Source organism: uncultured Succiniclasticum sp. (genome assembly GCF_902793885.1).
Taxonomy (GTDB): domain Bacteria; phylum Bacillota; class Negativicutes; order Acidaminococcales; family Acidaminococcaceae; genus Succiniclasticum.
Genome location: NZ_CADBFF010000003.1, coordinates 157,240 through 180,830, shown reverse-complemented (window position 1 = coordinate 180,830; position 23,591 = coordinate 157,240). Strand labels below are relative to the sequence as shown.

24 protein-coding genes and 1 tRNA gene are annotated in these 23,591 nt (G+C 45.1%); all 25 read left to right on the top strand.

Features of this window, described 5'->3' with window-relative positions; all coding sequences use genetic code 11:
• Window positions 1-21 precede the first annotated feature (21 nt).
• Window positions 22-1,074, top strand: a complete 1,053-nt coding sequence (locus QZV31_RS02820; protein ID WP_295357814.1) for a bifunctional riboflavin kinase/FAD synthetase — start codon at window positions 22-24, stop codon at window positions 1,072-1,074.
• A gap of 198 nt (window positions 1,075-1,272) precedes the next feature.
• Window positions 1,273-1,539: a 30S ribosomal protein S15 gene (gene rpsO / locus QZV31_RS02815; protein WP_093731115.1), complete on the top strand. Its 267-nt coding sequence runs from the start codon at window positions 1,273-1,275 to the stop codon at window positions 1,537-1,539.
• Between the two features lie 116 nt (window positions 1,540-1,655).
• Window positions 1,656-3,056 (top strand): DUF512 domain-containing protein, encoded by a 1,401-nt coding sequence (locus QZV31_RS02810; RefSeq protein WP_295357809.1) that lies wholly within the window; start codon window positions 1,656-1,658, stop codon window positions 3,054-3,056.
• A 27-nt stretch (window positions 3,057-3,083) separates the two neighbouring features.
• Window positions 3,084-3,611 (top strand): cob(I)yrinic acid a,c-diamide adenosyltransferase, encoded by a 528-nt coding sequence (locus tag QZV31_RS02805; protein ID WP_295357806.1) that lies wholly within the window; start codon window positions 3,084-3,086, stop codon window positions 3,609-3,611.
• Between the two features lie 98 nt (window positions 3,612-3,709).
• Window positions 3,710-5,041, top strand: a complete 1,332-nt coding sequence (gene der, locus QZV31_RS02800; protein ID WP_093731118.1) for a ribosome biogenesis GTPase Der — start codon at window positions 3,710-3,712, stop codon at window positions 5,039-5,041.
• A 1-nt stretch (window position 5,042) separates the two neighbouring features.
• A complete protein-coding gene (gene plsY, locus QZV31_RS02795) occupies window positions 5,043-5,654 on the top strand; it encodes a glycerol-3-phosphate 1-O-acyltransferase PlsY (protein ID WP_295357802.1) in 612 nt (203 codons plus the stop codon).
• 59 nt (window positions 5,655-5,713) lie between these two features.
• On the top strand, window positions 5,714-6,205 hold the full coding sequence (locus QZV31_RS02790; protein ID WP_093731120.1) for an ACT domain-containing protein: 492 nt from the start codon (window positions 5,714-5,716) through the stop codon (window positions 6,203-6,205).
• 83 nt (window positions 6,206-6,288) lie between these two features.
• Window positions 6,289-7,593: a homoserine dehydrogenase gene (locus QZV31_RS02785; RefSeq protein ID WP_295357798.1), complete on the top strand. Its 1,305-nt coding sequence runs from the start codon at window positions 6,289-6,291 to the stop codon at window positions 7,591-7,593.
• Window positions 7,594-7,610: 17 nt separating this feature from the next.
• A complete protein-coding gene (gene thrB / locus QZV31_RS02780; RefSeq protein ID WP_093731122.1) occupies window positions 7,611-8,540 on the top strand; it encodes a homoserine kinase in 930 nt (309 codons plus the stop codon).
• A gap of 125 nt (window positions 8,541-8,665) precedes the next feature.
• Window positions 8,666-8,742 (top strand) — tRNA-Pro (locus QZV31_RS02775).
• A gap of 226 nt (window positions 8,743-8,968) precedes the next feature.
• Window positions 8,969-9,202 (top strand): Nif11-like leader peptide family RiPP precursor, encoded by a 234-nt coding sequence (locus QZV31_RS02770; RefSeq protein ID WP_295357793.1) that lies wholly within the window; start codon window positions 8,969-8,971, stop codon window positions 9,200-9,202.
• Window positions 9,203-9,476: 274 nt separating this feature from the next.
• On the top strand, window positions 9,477-13,838 hold the full coding sequence (locus tag QZV31_RS02765) for an amino acid permease (protein ID WP_295357790.1): 4,362 nt from the start codon (window positions 9,477-9,479) through the stop codon (window positions 13,836-13,838).
• Window positions 13,839-13,849: 11 nt separating this feature from the next.
• On the top strand, window positions 13,850-14,695 hold the full coding sequence (locus tag QZV31_RS02760; protein ID WP_295357787.1) for a PHP domain-containing protein: 846 nt from the start codon (window positions 13,850-13,852) through the stop codon (window positions 14,693-14,695).
• A gap of 207 nt (window positions 14,696-14,902) precedes the next feature.
• Window positions 14,903-15,181: a hypothetical protein gene (locus QZV31_RS02755; RefSeq protein ID WP_093731127.1), complete on the top strand. Its 279-nt coding sequence runs from the start codon at window positions 14,903-14,905 to the stop codon at window positions 15,179-15,181.
• Between the two features lie 63 nt (window positions 15,182-15,244).
• Window positions 15,245-15,487 carry a DUF2624 family protein gene (locus QZV31_RS02750; protein WP_093731128.1) on the top strand — a complete coding sequence of 81 codons (243 nt, stop codon included), beginning with the start codon at window positions 15,245-15,247 and terminating at the stop codon, window positions 15,485-15,487.
• Window positions 15,488-15,707: 220 nt separating this feature from the next.
• Complete coding sequence (locus QZV31_RS02745) at window positions 15,708-16,442, top strand: acetolactate decarboxylase (protein ID WP_093731129.1); 735 nt, start codon at window positions 15,708-15,710, stop codon at window positions 16,440-16,442.
• Window positions 16,443-16,575: 133 nt separating this feature from the next.
• Entirely contained in the window at window positions 16,576-16,806 is a 231-nt protein-coding gene (locus QZV31_RS02740) for a hypothetical protein (RefSeq protein WP_295357777.1), read from the top strand.
• Window positions 16,807-17,034: 228 nt separating this feature from the next.
• The gene (locus QZV31_RS02735; RefSeq protein ID WP_295357774.1) at window positions 17,035-17,283 is read left to right on the top strand and encodes a Nif11-like leader peptide family natural product precursor; all 249 of its coding nucleotides are present in this window, start codon (window positions 17,035-17,037) and stop codon (window positions 17,281-17,283) included.
• Between the two features lie 488 nt (window positions 17,284-17,771).
• Complete coding sequence (locus tag QZV31_RS02730) at window positions 17,772-18,383, top strand: hypothetical protein (protein ID WP_143005954.1); 612 nt, start codon at window positions 17,772-17,774, stop codon at window positions 18,381-18,383.
• Between the two features lie 358 nt (window positions 18,384-18,741).
• Window positions 18,742-19,575: a GGDEF domain-containing protein gene (locus QZV31_RS02725; RefSeq protein ID WP_295357768.1), complete on the top strand. Its 834-nt coding sequence runs from the start codon at window positions 18,742-18,744 to the stop codon at window positions 19,573-19,575.
• A 265-nt stretch (window positions 19,576-19,840) separates the two neighbouring features.
• Window positions 19,841-20,071 (top strand): hypothetical protein, encoded by a 231-nt coding sequence (locus QZV31_RS02720; protein ID WP_093729690.1) that lies wholly within the window; start codon window positions 19,841-19,843, stop codon window positions 20,069-20,071.
• Between the two features lie 620 nt (window positions 20,072-20,691).
• Window positions 20,692-21,576 (top strand): Rpn family recombination-promoting nuclease/putative transposase, encoded by an 885-nt coding sequence (locus QZV31_RS02715; RefSeq protein ID WP_295357765.1) that lies wholly within the window; start codon window positions 20,692-20,694, stop codon window positions 21,574-21,576.
• Window positions 21,577-22,369: 793 nt separating this feature from the next.
• Window positions 22,370-22,801, top strand: a complete 432-nt coding sequence (locus QZV31_RS02710; protein WP_295357762.1) for an HD domain-containing protein — start codon at window positions 22,370-22,372, stop codon at window positions 22,799-22,801.
• Between the two features lie 18 nt (window positions 22,802-22,819).
• Window positions 22,820-23,086, top strand: a complete 267-nt coding sequence (locus tag QZV31_RS02705) for a hypothetical protein (RefSeq protein ID WP_093729687.1) — start codon at window positions 22,820-22,822, stop codon at window positions 23,084-23,086.
• 74 nt (window positions 23,087-23,160) lie between these two features.
• On the top strand, window positions 23,161-23,562 hold the full coding sequence (locus QZV31_RS02700) for a hypothetical protein (protein ID WP_295357757.1): 402 nt from the start codon (window positions 23,161-23,163) through the stop codon (window positions 23,560-23,562).
• Window positions 23,563-23,591 lie beyond the last annotated feature (29 nt).

The window sequence follows — 23,591 nt, the reverse complement described above, 5'->3', positions numbered from 1 at the left end:
TGCGCAGAGAGAGCTTACGCTTTGCACAGAAATTTCAAAGAGTGCAAGCAAATCATTTTTCTGTCTGCTGTGGCGGAAGCAAATATTATTTTCTCCGCTGTGATTGTTTACAATGCTATGGAAATCGTTAAACATCTGATTTTAGATAACAAAGAAATAAAAACATATCAGGCCAAAGCCTGTGTAATTGCAATGGGTACCTTTGACGGTCTGCATAAAGGACACCGTGATGTGATTGATGCCGCTGCATCTTATGCGAGGACGAATCAGTTACGGCTGGCTGTTTTTACATTCAGTAACCATCCTTACGCAGCAATCCATCCATCCGCCATTCCACAGGCCCTGATTTCCCCGGAGGAAAAGGTCAGGCTTTTAAAGCGGTGGGGTGTGGACCTGTTGATTGATGTTCCCTTTAACCGACAGTTAGCGCTTTTATCGCCGGACGATTTTCTGGAAAAGTTACGTCACTTCAATTTTTCCTGTCTCGTCTGCGGAACCAATTTTTCATACGGTTTTAAAGGAACAGGAAATACGGAATCCCTGACTAAAAGCGGAAGGGAACAGGGGTTTGATGTGATTATCAGACCGCTTTTGGAATATAAGAACCGGATTATCAGCAGCACCCGGATCCGTCGGGCCATTGCGGAAGGAAACCTCCGGGATGCGGAATATATGCTCGGGCGATTCTGCAGTGTACAGGGTACGGTTCACCAGGGCTTTAAAAGAGGCAGAACGTTGGGTTTCCCGACTGCAAACCTGTATGTAAACCGAAACGGTTCGGCGCTTCCGCCTGCCGGGGTCTACGCATTGCAGGTACGGGATGGAGAAAAGATGTATAACGGAGTAGGGAACCTGGGCATGAATCCGACTTTTGATGACGTAGTCCGGGAAGTATTAGAGGTTCACCTGTTTGGTTGCAATGAGGATTTGTACGGTCATGTTCTGGAAACATCCTTTTGCAGGTTTCTCCGCAATGAACGAAGATTTTCATCCTTACATGAATTAAAAGCACAGCTGGAGAAAGACAAATCGGATGCCCTTGCCTGGTTTACCGCACAGGATGGTGAACAGTGACCGCGAAGGCAAAACTGCGTTTAAAATTAATTTTGCTCTTTGCATAGATGATTCTGAAAATATTTTTATAAAAACATTTGCATTATATTTGTTTCTGTGCTACAATACATCAGTATCCTAACCGGAGCTACGAAGAGCGCTTCTCCAACGCCTGCCTGGTTCCGGCCGGACAATATATTTATATGGAGGTTTGTTACGATGTTAACAACAGAAGAAAAACAGGCTATTATCAAAGAAAACGCCCGTCACGAAGGTGACACCGGTTCTCCGGAAGTTCAGATTGCGGTTCTCACCACACGTATCGCCGCTCTGACGGAACACCTGAAAACCAACAAAAAGGACCATCATTCCCGTCGCGGTCTGCTGAAAATGGTTGGTCAGCGTCGCGGTCTGCTGAATTATCTGCAGAAAAAGGATATTGAACGGTATCGTGCAATCATTGCAAAACTGAATATCCGTAAGTAATCTTTGTAAGCCCAAAGGCCCGCTTGAAAAAAGCGGGCCTTTTTGCTTTTTTACAATGCACATTTGTTTTTTTGTGAAAAATTTTGTATAATAATAGAAGACATTTTGGAGGCAGTATGGAAACAGGTTCGGAAGGCAAAATCAGTTCAGTCAGAAAACATAGCGCGGCAGAAGCTGCCGGCATTATTGCCGGCGAATCGCTCTGCGCCATCAACGGTATGCCCTTGCGGGACATACTGGATGTAAGTTTTGCAGCTGCTGACTATGAACCGGTACTGTCAATCCGCGGAACAGACGGTGCACTGCGTGAAGTGACCGTTTCTAAAGAAATTGATGAAGAACTTGGATTATCCTTTGAAAGCGCTGTCTTTGATAAAGTACGACTTTGTCATAACCACTGTGTATTCTGTTTTGTAGACCGTATGATCCCCGGTCTGCGAAAAGGCCTTTACGTCCGGGATGATGACTACCGTTTGTCCTTTTTATACGGTAATTTTGTAACACTTACCAATTTGACAGAAGAGGATTTTGACCGCATCATCCGGAACCACATGTCGCCTTTATATGTATCCGTTCATGCGACGGACCCGAAGGTACGGCAGGCTATGATGAAGAACAGCCATTCCGGTGAGATAATGCATAAACTGCAACGTTTGTTTGACGCAGGAATCCATATTCATGCGCAGATTGTTTGCTGTCCTGGCTGGAATGATGGCGCTGTACTGGAAAAGTCGTACAGAGATCTGTCTGCAATGTCTGATTATGTAGAGGATATGGCCGTCGTACCGGTTGGTATTACAAAAAACAAAAAAGGTTTGCCCGATTTACAGCTTTTCACCAGAGAGAATGCCTTACCTGTAGTAGAGACCGTGACACAGTGGCAGGAAGAATGCCGTCGTCGCCTTGGCCGTTCTTTCATCTATCTGGGTGATGAATTTTACATTCTGGCAGGAAAAGAAATGCCGCCTGTCACCTGGTATGATGGATTTCCGCAGTTAGAGAACGGGATCGGACTGACGCAGAATTTTCTTGCGGAATGGGAAAAAGCTATGCAGCGCAGTAGGGAACATCTGCAGCCGGCACATAAAAATTATGTGATTCCGGTAGGGGTGTCCGCGGCAACCCTTCTGCAGCCGGCCATGGAGGAGTTCAATGCGCGTTATCATACAAATCATATATTCCTTCCGGTAACGAATGATTTCTTTGGTCACTCCATTAATGTAACCGGCTTATTGACAGGTACGGACATCCTGGCGCAGATTCCGGAGAATACTCCGGTAATCCTGCCATCCGTGGTTTTAAATCAGGACAACTTGTTTTTGGACGATATGTCATTAGCAGAGTTTATTCGTAAAAGCGGCAGGGAAGTTAAAATTGCCCAGGGAGCAGCAGAATTATATAACCTGCTGCTGAGGCAGCCATTGCCGCATAACGGTACCGCCGGCAGAAATTCTGTTCCGGAACGGAAGGGAATCCTTACCGGAAACAATACGGAGTATGTGAAACAGTTTTCCTGAATTACATAATAAGTGAGGCTCAAGGCAATGAAAGATTTTGGTATGCTGCATGTTTATACCGGAACAGGAAAAGGTAAAACATCCGCTGCGTTAGGGCTTGCGATGCGGGCTGTGGGCCATGGGGCAAAAGTGGTTATGATCTGCTTTATGAAAGGCGATCCCACCTATGGGGAAGCACAGGCGTTCCGTTTTCTGCCCGGTTTTACCATACTGCAGATGGGACGCGACAGTTTTGTTAATTTCCGTAACCCGGATCCCATTGACGTACAAATGGCAAAGGAAGCATGGGAGGAAGGGAAACGCATTCTGTCAGAACAGAAAACCGATGTTTTGATTTTGGACGAAATCAATCTTGCCATGGCCAAACAACTGATAGATACCGATGAAGTAGTAGACTTCCTTCATGCGCACCGTAAAAACACAGAAGTGGTATGTACGGGCCGGGAAGCGCCGCAGGAACTGATAGACGAGGCAGATCTGGTTACGGATATGCAGGAAGTCAGGCATTATTTTACAGAAAAGAATATTACAATCCGGGATGGAATCGACCACTGATATACGGAAGATTAACAGTAATTCCGTATTATCATTTCCCAATGTAATATCACATAATATTTTTTAAATTCGTTATAGAAAGTCAGAGGATTATCACTATGGCAAAACCGATTGTTGCTATTGTAGGAAGGCCGAACGTTGGTAAATCAACATTATTCAACGTGCTGGCCAATGAACGAATCTCTATTGTAGAAGATATTCCCGGTGTGACCCGGGACAGATTATATGCTACGACCGAGTGGCTGGACCGGGAATTTGTGATCATCGATACCGGTGGTATTGAAATTGCCAATACCGACAAGATTGCTGTTTCCATCCGGGAACAGGCACAGATTGCCATCCGAGAAGCAGATGTGATTTTATTTGTGTGTGACGCCCGCACCGGAATCACCGACGAAGACGCGGAAGTCGCGAAACTGTTACGGAAATCCAGAAAGCCTATCGTATTGGCAGTAAACAAAGCGGATTCCTTTAAACAGGAAATGGAAATCTTTGAATTCTATAATTTGGGATTAGGCGAACCGATTCCTATTTCCGCCGCCAACCACCTGGGTCTGGGCGATATGCTGGATTCTGTCATGGACAAGGTGCAGCAGACCGTACCCCAGTTAAACGAAGAAGATGAAGATGAAATCAAGGTAGCCCTGATCGGCAGACCTAACGTGGGAAAATCCTCTATCTTCAACGCACTGGTAGGGGAAGAACGTTCGATTGTCAGTGACCAGGCCGGTACGACCAGGGATGCCATCGATACGCCGGTGGTAAAAGAAGGGCAGCGGTTCCTGTTCATTGATACCGCAGGGATGCGCCGCAAAGGTAAAATTGAAGAGCTGATTGAAAAATACAGTATTGTGCGTTCCCTCCGCGCCGTAGATCGTTCCGACGTGGTACTGATGGTAATCGACGCGGTGGAAGGTGTCACCGAACAGGATAAAAAAATTGTCGGTTACGCCCATGAAGCTGGCAAAGGCGTCATCCTTGTGGTCAACAAATGGGACTTATATAAAAAAGATACCGGTTCTACGCTGCGTTATACGGAAGAATTGCGAAAAGAGCTGGTATTTCTCCAGTATGCGCCGGTGGTATTTGTTTCGGCAGTCACCATGCAGCGCATACACCGGCTGCCGGAGGTCATTAAATATGTAGCGGAACAGAACGCCATGCGCATCTCCACATCGGTCATCAACCAGATTATCGAAGATGCCTGTGCTATTAACCCGCCTCCTACCGACAAAGGGCGTCAGTTAAAGATTTATTTTGTAACACAGGTGAAAATTAAGCCTCCAACCTTTGTATTGTTTGTCAACAATCCGGAAATCATGCATTTTTCCTACCAGCGTTATCTGGAAAATAAATTGAGAGAAGCCTTCGGATTTGAAGGCACGCCCATCCAGATGATCATCAGGGCAAAGAATGAAGAGGATTTGTAACATGGACTATTTGTTAGGGTTAGGCGCTTTTCTGCTGGGATATGTGTTTGGCTCCATACCCTGCGGATTGTGGCTGGTACAGGCCTTTCACGGTATCGATATCCGCAACTATGGCAGCGGCAATATCGGCACCACGAATGTGTTCCGCACGGTAGGACCAAAAACAGCCGCTGCTGTACTGATTGGAGATATGCTGAAAGGGATTTTGGCATTGTATATCACATCGCAGTTTACCCAAAATCCCACTGTCGTTGCAGTTGCCGCGTTAGGCGCTCTGCTCGGGCACAACTATTCGCTGTTTCTGGGTTTTAAAGGCGGAAAAGGCGTAGCAACCGGCCTGGGTCTGTTCCTGTATATGCTTCCGTTAGGTGCAGCTGCCGGTTTTGGCGTTTGGGTGATGATTGTCCTGATTACCCGGTACGTGTCGTTAGGATCTGTTGTCGCGGCTGTGGTTGCCGCAGCCGCAGGCTGGTATCTGAAATACCCGGTGCCCTATGCAGTATTCGGAACACTGGCCTGTCTGTTTGTCATTATCCGTCACAAGGATAATATCAACAGATTACGCAATGGAACAGAAAGTAAAATCAAGCCGGGGCACCTGGATAGTAAATAATACTTTCAAAAACAAAATGGTACTCATACTTATAAATCAAAAGGGAAGGAGTTATGGAAATGGCACGAAGCAGAGTTGTGGATTTGAACACGATATCAGAAAAGCCCGGTTACGAGAAAACCTCGTTTTATCTTGTGAAAGAAGATATTTTGCCGGAAGCGATTAAAAAGACCATCAAGGTAAAGGAAATTCTGAAACGGGGCGAAGTCAAAACAATCAATGAAGCCGTTGTTCGTTTAGGCCTGAGCCGCAGCGCATATTATAAATACAAAGATTACGTCTTCCCGTTCTATGAAGCCAGCAAGGACAAAATTATCACCCTGTCTTTACTGCTGGAGCATAAATCCGGCGTGCTAAGCCGTGTGCTGAATCTGATTGCATTGGATTCCGGCAGCATTATGACCATCAATCAGGGAATCCCCTTGCAGGGCGTGGCTAACACTACCATTTCCATCGAAACGAAAAATATGAAAGTGGATTTGGAAGCGTTGCTTGACAAACTGCGCATGATTGACGGTGTCAAACGGTTGGAAGTTTTGGGACAGGTGTAAAAACTGTTCTGGCAATCCCGGGGATATCGCCAGGCAGAATTTTTATAAATAATACTATGAATTTATTTGAGGGAGAAGGCATTATGGGAAAAACAGTGAAAATCGGCCTGTTGGGCTGCGGCACGGTAGGCGGCGGCGTCATCATCGTGTTAAACGAAAACCGGGATGATATTGCCAGAAAAGCAGGCTGCACCATTGAAGTCAAAACCGTCCTGGTCCGTGATAAAGCGAATCTGAAACCGGAAATCAAAAAATACAACGTAGGGTATACGGATAATCTGGATGACATTCTGAACGATCCGGAAATAGATATTGTAGTGGAACTCATTGGCCGTGTTCATCCTGCCAAAGAATATATCGAGGCGGCACTGAAACGCGGAAAGCATGTGGTAACTGCTAACAAAGATGTACTGGCGGAATACGGCAAAGCGCTCTTTACGCTGGCTGAGGAGAATCATGTAGATTTCCAGTTTGAAGGCGCAGTAGGCGGCGGCATTCCCATTATCCGTCCGTTGCGTTCCTGCCTGGCAGCCAATAAGATATCCAGTATCATGGGTATCGTTAACGGTACTACCAACTATATGCTGACCCGGATGACCGAGGCCGGTCTTTCTTATGAAAACGCCCTTGCTGAAGCACAGGCTAAAGGGTATGCCGAGTCTGATCCCACAGCGGATGTGGAAGGCATCGACGCCGCCCGCAAAATCACAGTGCTGGCATCGCTGGCATTTAACACGGCGCTTACCCTGAAAGATGTGCATATTGAAGGGATAGACAATGTGGATGCCTGCGATATCAGTTACGCCCGCGATTTGGGATATGTGGTAAAATTGCTGGGCGTCGCGAAGAACGACCCGGAAAATGGCATCACCGCCAACGTGTATCCTGTTATGCTGCCGAAAAATCATCCGTTGGCCAGCGTAAACGATGTGTATAACGCAATTTATGTTAACGGCGATGCGGTGGGCGACGCCATGTTCATGGGACGCGGCGCAGGCCGGCTGCCAACTGCCAGCGCTGTATGCGGCGATATCATCGATACTGCCCGGAATATTTGCAACAACTGTTGCGGACGGATCAAAGGCAATCTGTTTGAAGAAAAGAAAATGTGCCCGCCGGAAAAAGAAATGGCACCCTGTTATTTCCGTCTGCTGGTAAACGACCGTCCCGGCGTACTGGCCGCTATTGCTTCCACCCTTGCCGCACAGCAGATGAGCATTGCCTCCGTCATTCAGAAAAATGTTCTTGAAAACGGATTGGCAGAGCTGATCATCATCACGTATAAAGTGAGCCGGTTAAGCCTGGAGCTTTCCATGCGTACCCTGCAGGTCTTGCCGGTTGTAAAAAAAGTTTGCAGTGTACTGCGTGTCGAAGATCCAAACTTATAAACATAGCGGAGTGAATCATGAAAAAATCTGTAACCGTCCGGGTGCCGGCGACCTCTGCAAATTGCGGGCCCGGTTTCGACAGCCTTGGCTTGGCTTTAACTTTATACAATGAATTTACCTTTACCATTTCTGATGAAAAATTTGGTTTCACTTTGGAAGTTGAAGGAGAAGGCAGGGATAGTTTCCATGCTTCCGGGCGTAATATGGCTTTCGCCTCGTTCCTTTCCATATGGAACAGAATTACAAACCACAAACGTATCGGAATTGATATGCACATGCGGAACCAGGTTCCCAAAAGCCGTGGTTTGGGCAGCAGTTCCACCGCGATTGTGGCAGGCGTAACCGCCGCGAGCATTTTAAGCGGAGCCAATCTGACACAGGACGAAATATTACAGGAAACCAACAGACTGGAAGGGCATCCGGACAACGTGGCGCCTGCTATCTACGGCGGCTTTACCATCAGTTTTCAGGAAAACGGGGTTGCGCATACTCTGCGCACGGTTCCGAAGATGCCGCTGCAATTCATTGCGGTGGTACCGGATTTTCAGCTTTCTACCCATATGGCAAGGGAAGCGATTCCCAAGGAAATCGCACATCCCGATGCAGTATTTAATGCGTCCCGTACTGCGCTGCTTACGGCCGCTTTGTTGGAAAACCGTCCGGAACTGCTACAGTACGCATTAGAGGATAAACTGCATCAGCCGTACCGGGCAAAACTGATTCCGGGGTTAACGGAAGTCTTTGCCGCCGGAAAAAAAGCGGGGGCCTATCAATGTATTATCAGCGGTTCCGGCTCTACACTGCTTGCCTATGCTTCACCGGAAGTTGACGGCAATGGTATCGGTAAAGCAATGGTGGATGCGTTTGCTGCCTGCGGACAGAACGCGGTATATCATATTCTGCAGTTAAATACAAAAGGAACCGAGATATTACACACGGAACTGTAACCGCGTTACGCGGTACAGGAATGAATTATATCTGCCATATTCACGATGAAACCGCGATAACGTTCTGTATATCAAAAAAAGTGGTTGACATAATCGTATTTCTATACTAAAATATCCTATGTATTCGGGGCGTGGCTCAGCTTGGTAGAGCGCTTCCTTGGGGTGGAAGAGGTCGCTAGTTCAAATCTAGTCGCTCCGACCAATTAAAAAACATCGGGAATCCGCATAGTAAGCGGGTTCCCGATTTTTTTATTTATAACGACAACTTTGAATGTTTGATTTCGTATGCGATTTCAGTTTTGCTTTGCAAAGAATATTATGATATAATCTAAAAAAATATTCTAAGAGTGTCAATTTTGATGAGTCTGCCTTGTATATATAAATAATAAGAGGCATTTAACATATAGCAGGTAAAGGAGGAACATTATATGCCGATCAACAAAAACGAAATCACAAAAGCACAGTTGTTAAAAGCTATGCAGTGCAAGTCTGCCGATGAACTGATGGCGCTGATCAAGGCAGAAGGCTATGACATCACAAAAGAGGAAGCCGAAGCTTATTTTGCGGAAGTTTCCGATATGGAGCTTGACAGCGAGAAACTGAAAAATATCGCGGGCGGCATTGAAACCTGCTGGGCGGTTGACGGCTGCTCCTGGCATTGATAAAGCGCGGCGCGCCTGAACTGTCAGTCCGGCCTGTGTTGTAACGGTAAAGAAAATTAAATGAGTTCCTGTTTTCCCGACAGCCGTGGATTTATTTTATGTTCCGCGGCTGTTTTGATTTTGTCGGATGTTTTTTTATTTAGTAGCTTTATTTAGTAGCGAACTGTAGAATGGCATGATATAATATAGTATAATATAATGAAATAATAGAGCAAAACACTATATGATTCAAAGTCCGAAAAATCAGAATAAGTTTATTGAAGAGGCGATTATTATGAAGGAACAATCATCTTCTGTACAGAATACCGGGGGACTGAAGCCCCACCTGTCTTCCCTGGCGGTTTGGGCGTTATCGGTAGGCTCGGCGATTGGCTGGGGCTCTCTTGTCGTTACCAGCAGCAGCTATCTTTCGGAGGCGGGACCGCTGGCATCCGTTCTGGGACTGCTGGTCGGTTTTGTGATGATGGTGATTGTGTGCAGCCACTATAACTTTCTTGCGAACCGTTATCCCGGAAGCGGCGGGCTGTATGACTATGTGAAATCCGTCTTCGGGTATGACCAGGCGTTTTTTGTCGGCTGTTTTATGTTCCTTACATACATCTCCGTCTTCTGGGCTAATGCAACGAGCATCCCCTTGTTTGCGAGGTTCTTCCTGAATAATGCGTTGGGCGTCGGATATCTTTATACGGTATTTGGTTACGAAGTCTATTTGGGCGAAGCTATCGTGACGCTGCTTGTCATTGTCCTTGTCGCCTTTATGTGCATGAAAAGCAAGAAGGTTTCAGCGGATGTGATGGTGGGTTTTGTCCTGCTTTTTACCGTTGGCATCACAGTATGCTTTGCGTTGGCGATGACAGGCCATGGATCCACGGGTATGACAATGGAGCCTGCGCTCTTGCCGGATAAGAGTGTATTAAGCCAGGTTGTAATGATTGCGTTCCTGTCTCCGTGGGCGTTTATCGGCTTTGAAAGCGTAACCAATTACACAGCAGAATATAACTTCAAACGCAGCAAACTTTTTAAAATAATGCTCATCGCAGTTACTGTCACGACTGCGCTGTATATTTTTGTAATCCTGCTGAGCGTATCCGCCTATCCGGAAGGGTGCGCCAGTTGGGTTGATTACATCACGCATCTGGACAGATATAAAGGAATTGACAGATTTCCTGCATTCTACGCGGCTCACTATTACCTCGGCGATACAGGCGTTTATATCCTGATGGCGTCTTTGCTGGCGCTTGTATTTTCCAGCCTCATCGGTATGTTGCGCGCTGTCAGCTACCTGTGCTACGCCATGGCGCAGGATGATATTTTGCCGGGACGGTTTAAAGAACTTAACGACATGCAGATACCCGCTCGAGCGATTCTTTTGATTGTCCTTGTATCGCTGCCTATTCCATTCATCGGAAGACCGGCGATTGGCTGGATTGTGGATACCACCACGTTCGGGGCCACCATTCTTTACGGCTTTGCAGCCATGGCGGTTTACAAGCTGGCAAAGCAGGAGGGAAATAAAAAATATACTATCCTCGGAGGTATCTTAATACCTATTACAATCGCTTTCCTTGTATTCCTGATTCTGCCCATGTTCTCCGGGAATGTGCTTGCCCCGGAGACCTATGCCCTTATGATCGCCTGGTCTATCATCGGCTTGATTTACTTCAATCATATCATCCGGAAGGACCACACCAGAAAATTCGGTAAAGCGATCCTTGTCTGGGTTTCGCTTCTGGCGTTCGTCGTGATCCTGTCGCTGACATGGTCACAAAGGATGAACGAGGCCAGAGAGAATGCGGTTATTAAGGATATCTTCAGTTATGTAGACGGCACGGCGGACAGCAAGACGCTTGCGATGAACAGGGAAGAATTTCTTGCGATACAGCAGGAACGGCTGCGCAATGCCGACCAGCTCAGCGTCGTGATGATTGCCGGTCTTTTTGCCCTGTCGCTGGGCGTTATGATCGCCAACTATTACTCCGTGCGGAAGTGGGAGAAAAAGGCTGCCGAGGAGAGGGATCGCGCGGAAGCCATAGCTTTTATCGATCCTCTCACGAAAGTCAAAAGTAAAGCTGCATTTGCGTTGAATGAAAAAGATTATGATGGTTTGATTGCAGAGGGGAAAATCACCGATTTTGCCGTCGTGGTATGTGATGTGAACGGCTTAAAGAAGATTAATGATACGCTGGGGCATAAGGCGGGCGATGAATATATCCGTCAGGCTTCTGTGATGATTTGCGACATCTTTCAGCACAGCCCCGTATATCGTATCGGCGGCGACGAGTTTGTCGTCATTTTAGATGGCCGCGACTACATGATTCGCAAAGAGCTGGTGCTGGCTCTGCACGATCGCTCCGTAGAGCACATTAGCAGCGGTGGGGTCGTCGTCTCCGGCGGCTATTCAGATTTCAGGCCTGGTGAAGATTCCTATTTCCATAACGTGTTTGCCCGCGCCGATGAGCTTATGTATGAAGAAAAGCAGCTGCTGAAAGGGTTAGGCTCTGTTACAAGAGACGATGCCGAAGAAGCGGCTGCACCCGCCGGACCCATGATAAACGGACAGGAAATACTCAATGTTAAGAAGTATATGCTGATCGTTGATGATGAAGAAATCAACCGGATGATACTCGGTAATATGCTCCAGAGTTCGTATGAATTGCTGTATGCGGCAGATGGTATTGAGGCCATCGAGAATATAAAGAAATATGGGGAAGAGATAGCTGTTATGCTGTTGGATCTGAAGATGCCCCGTCTGAGCGGCATGGAAGTGCTCACTATAATGCAGGAGGATAAAGACCTTGCGAATGTGCCGGTCATTGTGATGACCGCCGATCAAAGCGCAGAAGTGGAATGCCTGAAGCGTGGAGCCATGGACTTTATTCCAAAGCCGTATCCTTCCGCTGAGATTGTACAGGCTCGTGTGAACCGCTACATTGAATTGTCTGAGAAGCGCAGTATCATCGAATCTACGGAACGCGACAGCCTGACAAAGCTGTACAACGCGAGCCACTTTATGAACTATGCCAGAATGTATGACAGACACTATCCGGAAATGCCCATGGATGCAATCGTGGTTGATGTCAATCATTTCCACATGGTCAACGAGCGTTATGGAAAACAATACGGCGACGAAGTGCTAAGCAAAATCGGCAGCCGCATCCGGTCTATTGCACGTGAAATCAGAGGCGTCGCCTGCAGGCGTAACGCTGACGTATTCCAGATTTATTGCCCGCATCGCGATGATTACGAAGCGCTGCTTACCAATATTTCAGACGGCCTTAACGGAGAGGATACTCTTAACAACAGGGTAAGGCTGCGCATGGGCGTCTATTCCAACGTGGACAAGACACTGGAAATTGACAGGCGCTTTGACCATGCCAAAACTGCCGCAAATACAGTAAAAGACGGATATCGGAAAGCTGTCGGTATCTACGATAATAAGATGCATGAAGCCGAGCTTTATCGGGAACGGCTTCTGGAAGATTTCCGACCGGCGCTGGAGAACAATCAGTTTTTGGTCTACTTCCAGCCCAAGTTTGATATCCGGCCGGACCAGCCGGTCCTTTCAAGCGCGGAAGCATTGGTGCGTTGGGAACATCCGGAACTGGGCATGATCAGTCCCGGCATATTCATCCCGATGCTGGAGGAAAACGGGCTGATTTTGGAACTGGATAAGTTCGTGTGGCGTAAGTCTGCTGCACGGATCAGAGACTGGAAAGACCGTTTCGGTTATTCGGTGCCGATTTCCGTGAATGTATCGCGAATTGATATGCTTACCCCGAATCTTACAGGCATCTTCAAGGAGATACTTGACGAGTATCAGCTGAGTGTGGATGATCTGATGCTGGAAATCACAGAATCTGCATATACCGAAGATTCTGAGCAGGTGCTGTCTACTGCGCGCGAATTGTGCGGGATGGGTATGGGCTTCCGTATTGAGATGGATGACTTCGGAACCGGGTATTCCTCACTGGGAATGCTGTCCCATCTGCCTATTGACGTTCTGAAACTGGATATCAGTTTTATTCGGAACGCATTCGGTGAAACCCGGGATGTGAGAATGATTGAACTGATCATTGACATTGCGGAGTACCTTCATGTGCCGGTGGTCGCAGAAGGCGTGGAAACAGAGGAACAGTACATGGCGCTGAAGGCTTTGGGCTGCGATTATGTTCAGGGCTATTACTTCTCAAAGCCTGTACCGCCTGCTGATTTTGACCGCTTCCTGATTGAACGGGGCGAGCAGGGCGTAGAGATTGCGCCGGCCGTTAAAAGGACATACGTGAGCATTTCCAAGGCACTGACCAGTGACTATGAGAACATCTACTTTGTTGATGTTGTGTCAAATCACTATCTGGAATTCTTCAGTGGCAAGAACGGAGATTTGGAGATTCGGCCGGGAGGAACGGACTTCTTCGGAGAGGCGAAGGTTACGATTCTGGAAGATGTTTCCGAGGATGATGTGAAAACTGTCGGTGATGCCCTCAGCAAGAGCAACCTGGTTCGTTGTGCAGGTGAAGATGAAACATTCACCATCACCTTTAAGCGAATGAAAGGCGGAACATTAAAGGAATACACGCTGCAGACGATAAAGACCAGAAGCGATGATAAGCACCATATAGTGATTGGCGTGAAGTAAGGAGGATCACTATGAATTCAAAAGTTGACTTACACATGCATACCGTCGTTTCGGATGGAACGGATACGATTCCGGAATTGTTGAAAAAAATACAAACCCTCGGCATAACGACATTTGCGGTAACAGACCATGACGCAATTGACGGCGCGCTGGAAATGGAACGCATTGTACCTGCCGAAATAAAATTTATAAAAGGCGTTGAGCTTTCGTGCAAAACAGATGTTGCCAAGTGTCATATTCTTGGTTATAACTATGATCCCAATCATGCAGCGTTTCGAAAATTTGTTGAAGAAGCGAACGATGTGCGGATGAACAAAACGGAACGGCGTTGGAAGTACTTGACAGAAGAATTGGGTTTTGCGTTCAGCGAAGAAGAAAAAGCAGAGCTGTTTAAAAAGAAAAGTCCCGGTAAGCCGGCTTTTGCCGACCTTATCCAGAAACACTTACCGCCTGTACAACCGCCAATAGATATTTACAAAACCTATTTAAAGAGTCTGCCCGGCGGCAGAGTGGATGCCATAGGCGCCATTAAAGCCATAAAAGCTGCCGGAGGCGTTGCGGTGTGGGCGCACCCTTTTGGGGGAGTCAGGGAGAAACGGTTAACGCAAGAACAATTCCGGGAGCAGTTGGAACTGTTACGCAATGCAGGCATTGACGGACTGGAATGTTATTATTCCGAATACACAATGGAGGAAGTGGAAGCGCTGTGCCGCGCTGCCTGTGAAAAGGGACTGCGGATCAGTGGCGGCAGTGATTACCACGGCACAGGAAAACCGCATTTGCACCTGGGGATGCTGAATAAGGAAGATACGATAATAAGAGAAGAACAGCTTACGGTGTTGGATATGTGGAGATAAGGAAATACGATTGTGTCATAACCGTGGAAACAGGTGTGAGGATTGGCGTGGTAATGTCATTAAGTTAAGCTGATTTCAGCTTTGCTTATCAAAGATTAGTATGATATAATCAAAAAAATATTTTCCAACAATGTCAAGTTTGCTGAACCTGTCTTGTATATATAATAAAAGGCATTTAATAATTAACAGTTGAGGGAGGCTTCTATTATGCCGATTGACAGAAATGAAATCACAAAAGAACAGATTGCGAAGGCTATGCAGTGCAAGAGTGCGGAAGAGTTGATTGCTTTTGCAAAATCGGAAGGCATTGACATTACCAAAGAGGAAGCTGAAGCCTATTTGGCTGAGATGAACGATGTTGAGCTGGATGAAGAAGCACTGAAAAAGGTTGCTGGCGGCAACTATGTTAGTTGCCCAATCCATTGCTTAACTGATTGCCCAAGATACGGTAAAGGAGCGAATTGTCGTCGTTATGGAAATACTTAATGAACTTGTCTTATTTCTATAATAAAAGGCATTCACTATTTAACAATTAGGGAGGATCCTGCTATGCCGGTTAACAAAAATGAAATTACAAAAGAAATGCTGGAAAAAGCGATGCAGTGCAAAACTGCGGAAGAGTTGATTGCATACGCTAAAACCGCAGGCGTTGACCTTACGAAAGAGGAAGCCGAGGCGTACTTTGATGAGTTATCAGAGTGTGAACTGAAAGACGGCGACCTCAGACATGTTGCGGGCGGATTGTGTGGGGATGTTGGCGCTCCTCCTGTAGGACCCTCAAACTATCAATAATTCACGCTAAATCAGAGTTTTGCGAAGTAAATAATGCAACAGTCGTGGACCTTCCACGGCTGTTTTGTTATAATGATGATAGTGACATAACGAAACAAACCGCCTCATACCATTGGGAGCGGATGCATAGACAATTCTCGCTTCATTTGTGGGATGCTGTCTTCTCAACCGAAACTCTGTGTCAGCATAAAAAACGTCGTCGTAGGAGGGACAACAGGTTATGAATAGCATGAAGATGTATCAGGTTTCAACACTGCAAGCTCTGATGCTTGGATATTCGAGGGCTGTTATACCCGTTTCGGAGTTGCTTAACCACGGTAATATCGGGCTTGGCACATTCAAAGACGTAGATGGCGAAATGATCGTACTTGACGGTTCCTGTTACAGAGCTATGGAAAACGGTGATGTTGTTGTGGCAGAACCAGACCGTGGCGTTCCGTTTTCTACTGTTTGCGTAATGAAAGAGAGTACCCCTATAGAATTCGGTTGTATTAATAGCATAGAAGAACTGAAGATGGCGCTTAATAATATTATTGATTCCCACTTTGGCCTTAACAGCATGCATATGGCTCGTATTGACGGAGAATTTGATATTGTGGATGCCAGGTCGGAATCAGGCTATGAGTCCGTGCATGTGGACCTGAAAACGATACTTGGAAAAACCCAGAAAGCTTTTAAATTTGAAAAAATTAAGGGTACTCTTGTCTGTGTCTATTTTCCTGACTATATGGACGGAATCAATGCCTTCGGATGGCATTTGCATTTTATATCCGATGACAGAGCGCATGGCGGGCATGTGTTTGACATTATCATGAAATCCGGAAAAGGACAGATTTCAAAAATCAATTCGATCGAAATTAAACTCCCGGAAGGACCGATGTTTGACACTTACAGCTTAAAACAGGCGTCAGAAGAGGAAATAAAGGCTGTTGAGCAGGGTCACGGCACCGTATGACTGTGCACTGCTTGTTTTCAAAACCATTTTGCGGATTATTTAAAAAATATTTACATCAATGTCAAATTTGCTGAACCTGTTTTGTATATATAATTAAAGGCAGTTACTATTTAACATAAAGGGGGATCCTGTTATGCCAATTAATAAAAACGAAATCACAAAAGAAATGCTTGCAAAAGCGATGCAGTGCAAGAATGCCGACGAACTAATCGCGCTGGCAAAGACCGGCGGCATTGAGCTGACCAAGGAAGAAGCCGAAGCGTATATGGTGGAGCTGGCCGACGTTGAGCTTGACGCCGACACGCTGAAAAATGTAGCGGGTGGCGGTTGCTATTCAGATTGCAAGGCCGAGGCATGGTTATGAAAAGGGGTATATGTAAGGTGTTTACACAGTAACAAAGTAAATGATTCAACGGTCGTGGAGTTCAGTATCCCCGGCTGTTATTTTAATACGTCACATTTCAGTTTTGCTCCGCAAAGATGAGTATGATATAATTAAAAAAAAAATTTCCAGCAGCGTCAATTTTGATGAACTTGTTTTGTATATATAATTAAAGGTATTTAATATATAGCACCTAAGGAGGAACCTATTATGCCAATTAACAAAAATGAACTCACAAAAGAAATGATTGCAAAAGCGATGCAATGTCGTACTACAGAAGAACTGATAGCTTTAGCCAAATCGGAAGGTTTTGAAGTGACAAAAGAGGAGGCTGAAGCCTATTTGGCCGAGATGGACGATATGGAGTTGGAAGAAGAAGCACTGAAAAAGGTTGCAGGCGGCTATAATATATGCGAAAATTATGGGCAAGCTTGTCCGAGTTATATAAATGTAGGTTAAATCGTCCTGATTAAAGTTTTTAGTTCGTTCAAAAATAGAAAATTTAATAAGTTCTGTTTTCCCGACAGCCGTGGAATTAATTTATGTTCCGCGGCTGTTTTGTTTATAATGAATAATAGTTGAGACTATTGAGACAAATCCCAGTTTTGCTTATCAAAGATTGGTATGATATAATTAAAAAAATAATTCCATCAATGTCAATTTTAATGTGTCATCTTTGAATAAATAATAAAAGGTATTTATTGTATTAGGTAAAAGGATAAGATCTGGAGGTTACAAAAACGGAGAACAGGGAATACAAATTTACGCGGGAGAACGTCACCGAGCTGCTTTGCGAGGTAGCGGCAGAATATGCCAGACGGAACGGGCCTCCGCTAAAGGTGTTGATTTATGGCGGCACTGCGGTTACTCTCCGGCATAAATTCCGGACTGCAACTCACGACATCGATTATGCGCTCCGGGGGCCGTCGCCTCTGTTTGAGGATTGTGTGGCAGCTGTTGGAGAAAAGTACAGGCTGTTTCCTCACTGGATGCACAGTCTGGAACAATTTACGTCTGCCCCGCACTTTCGCGAAAATTTTTGCCGTCATGCCGATGCACTCCACCTGGACGCAGCGTCTGGCAATCTTTCTTTTCTGGTGCAAGACTCCGACTGGCAGCTTGCCCACAAGCTCTGCTGGTTTCGTCGTGACAGGAAAAATGACGGCCGGGACATTGTGGGTATCCTGCAAGGACGGGATGGTGATGCAGCGAAGCAGGTTTCCCGAAGCGTGCAGGATGTATTTGGTGAAGATGCAACATTTGATACCGATGGAACGATGCTGTTAGATGCTTTGGAGCAGGGTATAAACCTTGACGAACTGGCCGTCCGGCTTTACAGGCGTGCTCAGTATTATGAAACGGTCTACAGCTATCTGTTTCCATTATTATGCCAAAAAGATGTTCTTGCCGCCGGGAAAATTTGTTGGATGGAAAGCCTGTTCTGGAGGACGGAAGAGGACATCCGAACCTCGTTGGCGCGGTACGGGGTCCATCTTCCTTCTATTATCGTGAATCATACTGCCCGTGTGATGTTCAAACCGGAATTCTGGAATTTATAATAAAAGTGATGGATTGCATCGGACACAATTCACATATTTTGGATTGAACTGTTAAATCCCAGTTTTGCACAGTAAATGATTCAATAACCGCAGATGTTTATTATTAAAATCATAACAAGGCGGCTAAAGATAATGTGTTGTGACGTTTTGGAACCCCCATTGTTTTGAACAGCGTAATGAAATATAATTAATAATAATTTAATTTTGTTTTTTGAGGGGAAGCAAATTCCCGGAGATCTACTTACTTATTAATGAAAGGTTACCCATAGTGTCCAATCAGAAATCCAGAAAGAAGCATAATAGAAATAAAAATCAAGGCAAAACACTGATTCTCACTTCGTTAGTGGCATTTTTGTTTATGCTCTTGCTGATGGTTGCCTGCGGCAACCTCTCCATTCCCAATCCGGAAGTGTTGTTACTTTCCGGCCTGGTCGTCTGTGTCAGTCTCTTTGATTTTCCGGCAGGTATCATATGCGCAGCGCAGGTAATTCTGTTTGCTATGTATTTTTACTCGGAAGACCATAGCTTTTTCAGCTATGCACCCATCAATCTGCAAAGAGTAATTATGATCGGCTTCAGTGTGATTGCCATTACCGTGTTTTTGGGGAAACTGCACCAAATCTGGAATACAACCCGGCAGAAAACAATGAGTGTTGTGAAAAGGCTGCGTGACAGTAACGAAGTGTTGCAGGAAGAAAGCCATATTGATCCGCTGACAGGATTGTATAACCGAAATATGCTGCGTACAAATTATGAGGAGTATAAGAATCACAGTCTGATCGTTACCCTTTTAGATATTGATGACTTTAAAAAGATTAACGATGTCTGCGGACACGAAACCGGCGACGTGGCACTCAGGGAACTCAGCGAGGTGCTGGCCGATACGTTTACCAATACGGATTGTTACCGGTACGGAGGGGATGAGTTTCTGCTTATCCGGCTGGATGAAGACTGGAGCCAGTACAATTTGGAAATGATACATGCACGGACGAAGCTGACACGGGTCGCATTAGGGCCGGAAAAACTGCCTTTGCATATTTCTGTAGGGTATGTTTCCGGGATAACGAAGACCGGCGAAGATTTACGAGCCATGTTTCATATGGCGGATGGGATGCTTTATGAATCCAAGCGCCAGGGAAAGAATCGTGTTACCGGCGGTATGTTCCAAAAAGATGTAGCTACAAGTGGATAAGGAGCCAGAGAACCGTGGAAGTAAAGTGCATAGCAGATGACCAGGAAAGGCAGACGGATCCGGCCCTGACGCTTGTACCCGGAAGGGTGCAGGCGTTATTTATTTGGTGTTAACAGTTATGAAATATGATAATTTCAGTTTTGCTCAGCAAAGATGAGTATGATATAATTAACAAAATATTTCCATCAGCGTCAATTTTGATGAACCTGTTTTGTATATATAATAAAAAGCATTTAAGTATTAACAGTTAAGGGAGGAATTGATTATGCCAATCAACAAAAAAGAACTCACAAAAGAAATGCTGGAAAAAGCGATACAGTGCAAATCGGCCGATGAACTGATTGCGTTGGCAAAGACAGGCGGTTATGAGATGACAAAAGAGGAAGCGGAAGCTTACATGACGGAATTGTCTGATTTTGAATTAGATGATGTAGCACTTAAGAATATTGCTGGTGGTGAGTGTTATATGAGAACTCCCCTGGATGATATGATGTGAAGATTTTTCTGTAAATCGGATTTCCTGTCATATTGTTTAAGCCATGATATATGTAAGAGTCAGCAAACTTTCCGAGGCCGCTGTTCGCAAACTTGCCAAGTCTATTGGCGTAGCAGTGCTTTAAGTTTTAATCTCCACACCGGGCGTGTAAAAACGTCCGGTGTTTTTGTTTTGTCTCTTTTGGCTGGTTTTTTCGGGACAGCGCAGTGGCAGCTCTCTCGAACAGACAATAGAATGCTGGCATGTTAAGTTACAAAGAGACAAACAAATAGTCTGTCTATATTTATAACAGAGAGCAGGTTCCAAACCTGCGCCATCACTGGACTGACGAAAATTTTCCGGTCACTAAACTGACCGGATGCAATGTCAGCGCGACGATGTTGCCGTGGAATTGGATAAAAAGAAAACTGTCAATGATAAACTGTCATTTTTGTCATTTTTTCATGGCTGATATTGCATCCTCTGTATTGGCGAGACTAAATAATAAAGCAAAAGAAAGCGGTAGAGAAGGAGTAATTTAACGGAGGATAGTTTAAGAACGTTTTATAAAAGGTTCTTTTCATCAAAACTTCATAGAAAACGCATGAAATCTATGCTATAATACAACTGCGGAAGGAATCGTGCCGGTCGGAAAGACAGGTGTCGATTTGAAAGATTTTGAAAAGATTGATTGGGATTCTTTAACCTTCGCCAACAATTATATTTTTCTGGAGGTGATGAACAACAAAGAGCGCTGCCAGTACCTGATAGAGAAGGTTTTGCACATACCTATTAAGAGGATTCTGCACATTGTTGCGGAGCGCCACACGAACAGTCCGCGGATCAGCAGTAAAAGCATTCGGCTTGATGTGTATGTGGAAACTCTGGACGGAACAGTCATAGATTTGGAGATGCAGGTGACAGGGAAGGGCAGCACCATTTACCGTGATGCAGAGGAAGAGCAAGTGGAAAGCGAGCTTCCGTTGCGCACGCGGTATTACCAGAGCCTGATCAGTATGGACATGCTGCGCAGGGGTATGAATTATCCGGAACTGCGTAAATCTTTTGTGGTTTTTATCTGCACGTTTGATCCGTATGGAAAAGGTCTGCCAGTGTATCATTTCACGTATCGCTGCAAAGAAGACGATGATTTGCAGATGGGAGACCTGACGGAGAATATTTTCCTGAATGCCAAGGCTGCGGACAACACGGAAGATAAGGAACTGGCTGCGTTTTTGCGGTATGTGAACAGCGGATTGGCGCAGAATAAATTTACGCAGGAGATTGACGAAGAAACAAAACGTGTGAGGAATGATACGAAATGGAGGGAACGCATCGTGACCTGGGAGATGGATTTGCGGATTATAAAGAAACGGGCGCATGAAAAAGGCAAACAGGAAGGAATACGAGAAGGTAAAGCCCTTGGAAAACAAGAAATTGCGGAAGCGTTACGCAAAAAAGGTATGTCCGAATCTGAGATTGCTGAAGTAACTGGACTTCCTGAAAAAAAAGAAACGCTGAAGTAATAAATGGTAACTATAATACTATTTTTGCTTTAACGAGTAACAAGTTTTGCTCAGTGAGAATTGATTAAAAATATGTATTTAGACCGCACGATTCTTTCGTAGCGCCTGTACCCATGCAGGCGCTTTTTGTTTTGGTCCATTTGGTCGGATTTTGCGGGTCGGCGCAGTGGCAGCTCTCTCGAACAAACAATAGAATGCTGGCATGTTAAGTTACAAAGAGACAAACAAATAGTCTGTCTATATTTATAACAGAGAGCAGGCTCCAAATCCTCACTATGACTGGACTCATGAAAAAATTCCGGTCACTAAACTGACCGGATGCAATGTCAGTCCGGTAAGTTGCCGTGGAATTGGATAAAAAGCAAACTGTCAATGATAAACTGTCATTTTTGTCAATTTTTTCATGGCGCTTTTCAAAAATGACAGTTTTGTCATTGACAGTTTTCAAAAAAACGAATTGGCGGGCGTGTATAACGCGTCTGGAAATTTTGCGCACAAAAATGCAAAACTTCCAAAATCCGCACAAGGACTGGCGCACAGCGTTTCTCAAAGTACGTACAAACGGACTGGCAAAGTTGTAAAATTTAAGTAGGAGGGGGGGAGGGCAGGGAGGAAGGGGGATTGTCGCATGACAGACGACCACATTATTTGACAAATTAACTATAATGGTATTAGAAAGGATGAAGAGGAAAAGCGGATGGGTGGAGGTGTTATGCGTGGACAAAAATGATAGATACGATTGCATGAACTTACAAAATAATTACAAACGTAAACGGGGAACAGGAGACTGCAGATGATCTACACAGACAAAACGAAAAAAGCCATGAAACTTTGTTTTGAAGCACACAAGGACCAGTTGGACAAAAGCGGGATGCCTTACGTATTTCATCCCTTCCATGTGGCGGAACAGATGACAGACGAAGTAACTACCATTGTTGCCCTGTTGCACGATGTGGTGGAAGACACAGATTATAAACTAGACGATATTGCAGCAATGGGTTTTGGGCAGGATGTGGTAGATGCGCTGGCACTGATGACACATGACAAGAACGTTCTGTACCTGGACTACGTGGCAAAAATCAAAGACAACCCCATTGCAAAAGCTGTGAAACTGGCAGATTTGGCGCACAACTCTGACCTGACGCGGCTGGATGTGATTGATGAAAAGACAAGAAAACGGATGGAAAAATATAAAACGGCGATAGCTCTTCTGGAATCGAATTAATAAGCAGGGGGAAACTATATGTTAACAGAATACGATAAGAGCAAAGTTAATAAGGTTAAGACAGAAGATGGAAAAGTCGTCTTTTACGCTTTTGTAGACGAAATCGATTATCGGTTTAAAGATTTGCCGGGATGGGCACAAGCGCTTCCTGATAGTGCTTTATTGGTTATTAATCCTGAAATAAGAGATGGTAAGGCGGTCTTGCCAGATCATATTCAAACTGTAAAAAGTATACGCTCTGAGTTATTTTGGGATAGCTTTTATGAAATGGGCAGAGATGATTAAAATAAAAAGAAAACACAAGGCACTGTCTTTTAATTCAATAAACGACCAAGTGTTTAAAGGAGGCAACGCTGAATATGGCAGTTAAACCGAAGATCTGTCCTGTCTGTGGCAGTACGAAAACGACAGGATATTTCTATGGCAAACAGGAAGAATATGACGAAGCCCTGAAAGTAATGACGAAGAATCATCCTCTTTATGGCGGAAATACGATGACGCCTGATAAGCCAATGTACCACTGTAAAGATTGCGGTCATGACTGGAATATTCCGCATAAGTATCCCTTTAGCGGTGAAGCAGATAAAGATGCTAAGTGGCTGCGTTGTGTAGTGGATGATATGATGAGCTTGACAAAGGGTAAAATTTACGAGGTAAAGAGCATCAGAAATGGTGCTTATGGCATTATTGACGATGAAGAAGAAGACGTATATCTCTACAATCCATTATGCTTTGAAGTAGTTGATGGAAAGAAAGGCTAAAGTAAATCTGCAGGAAAAATAAAATTATC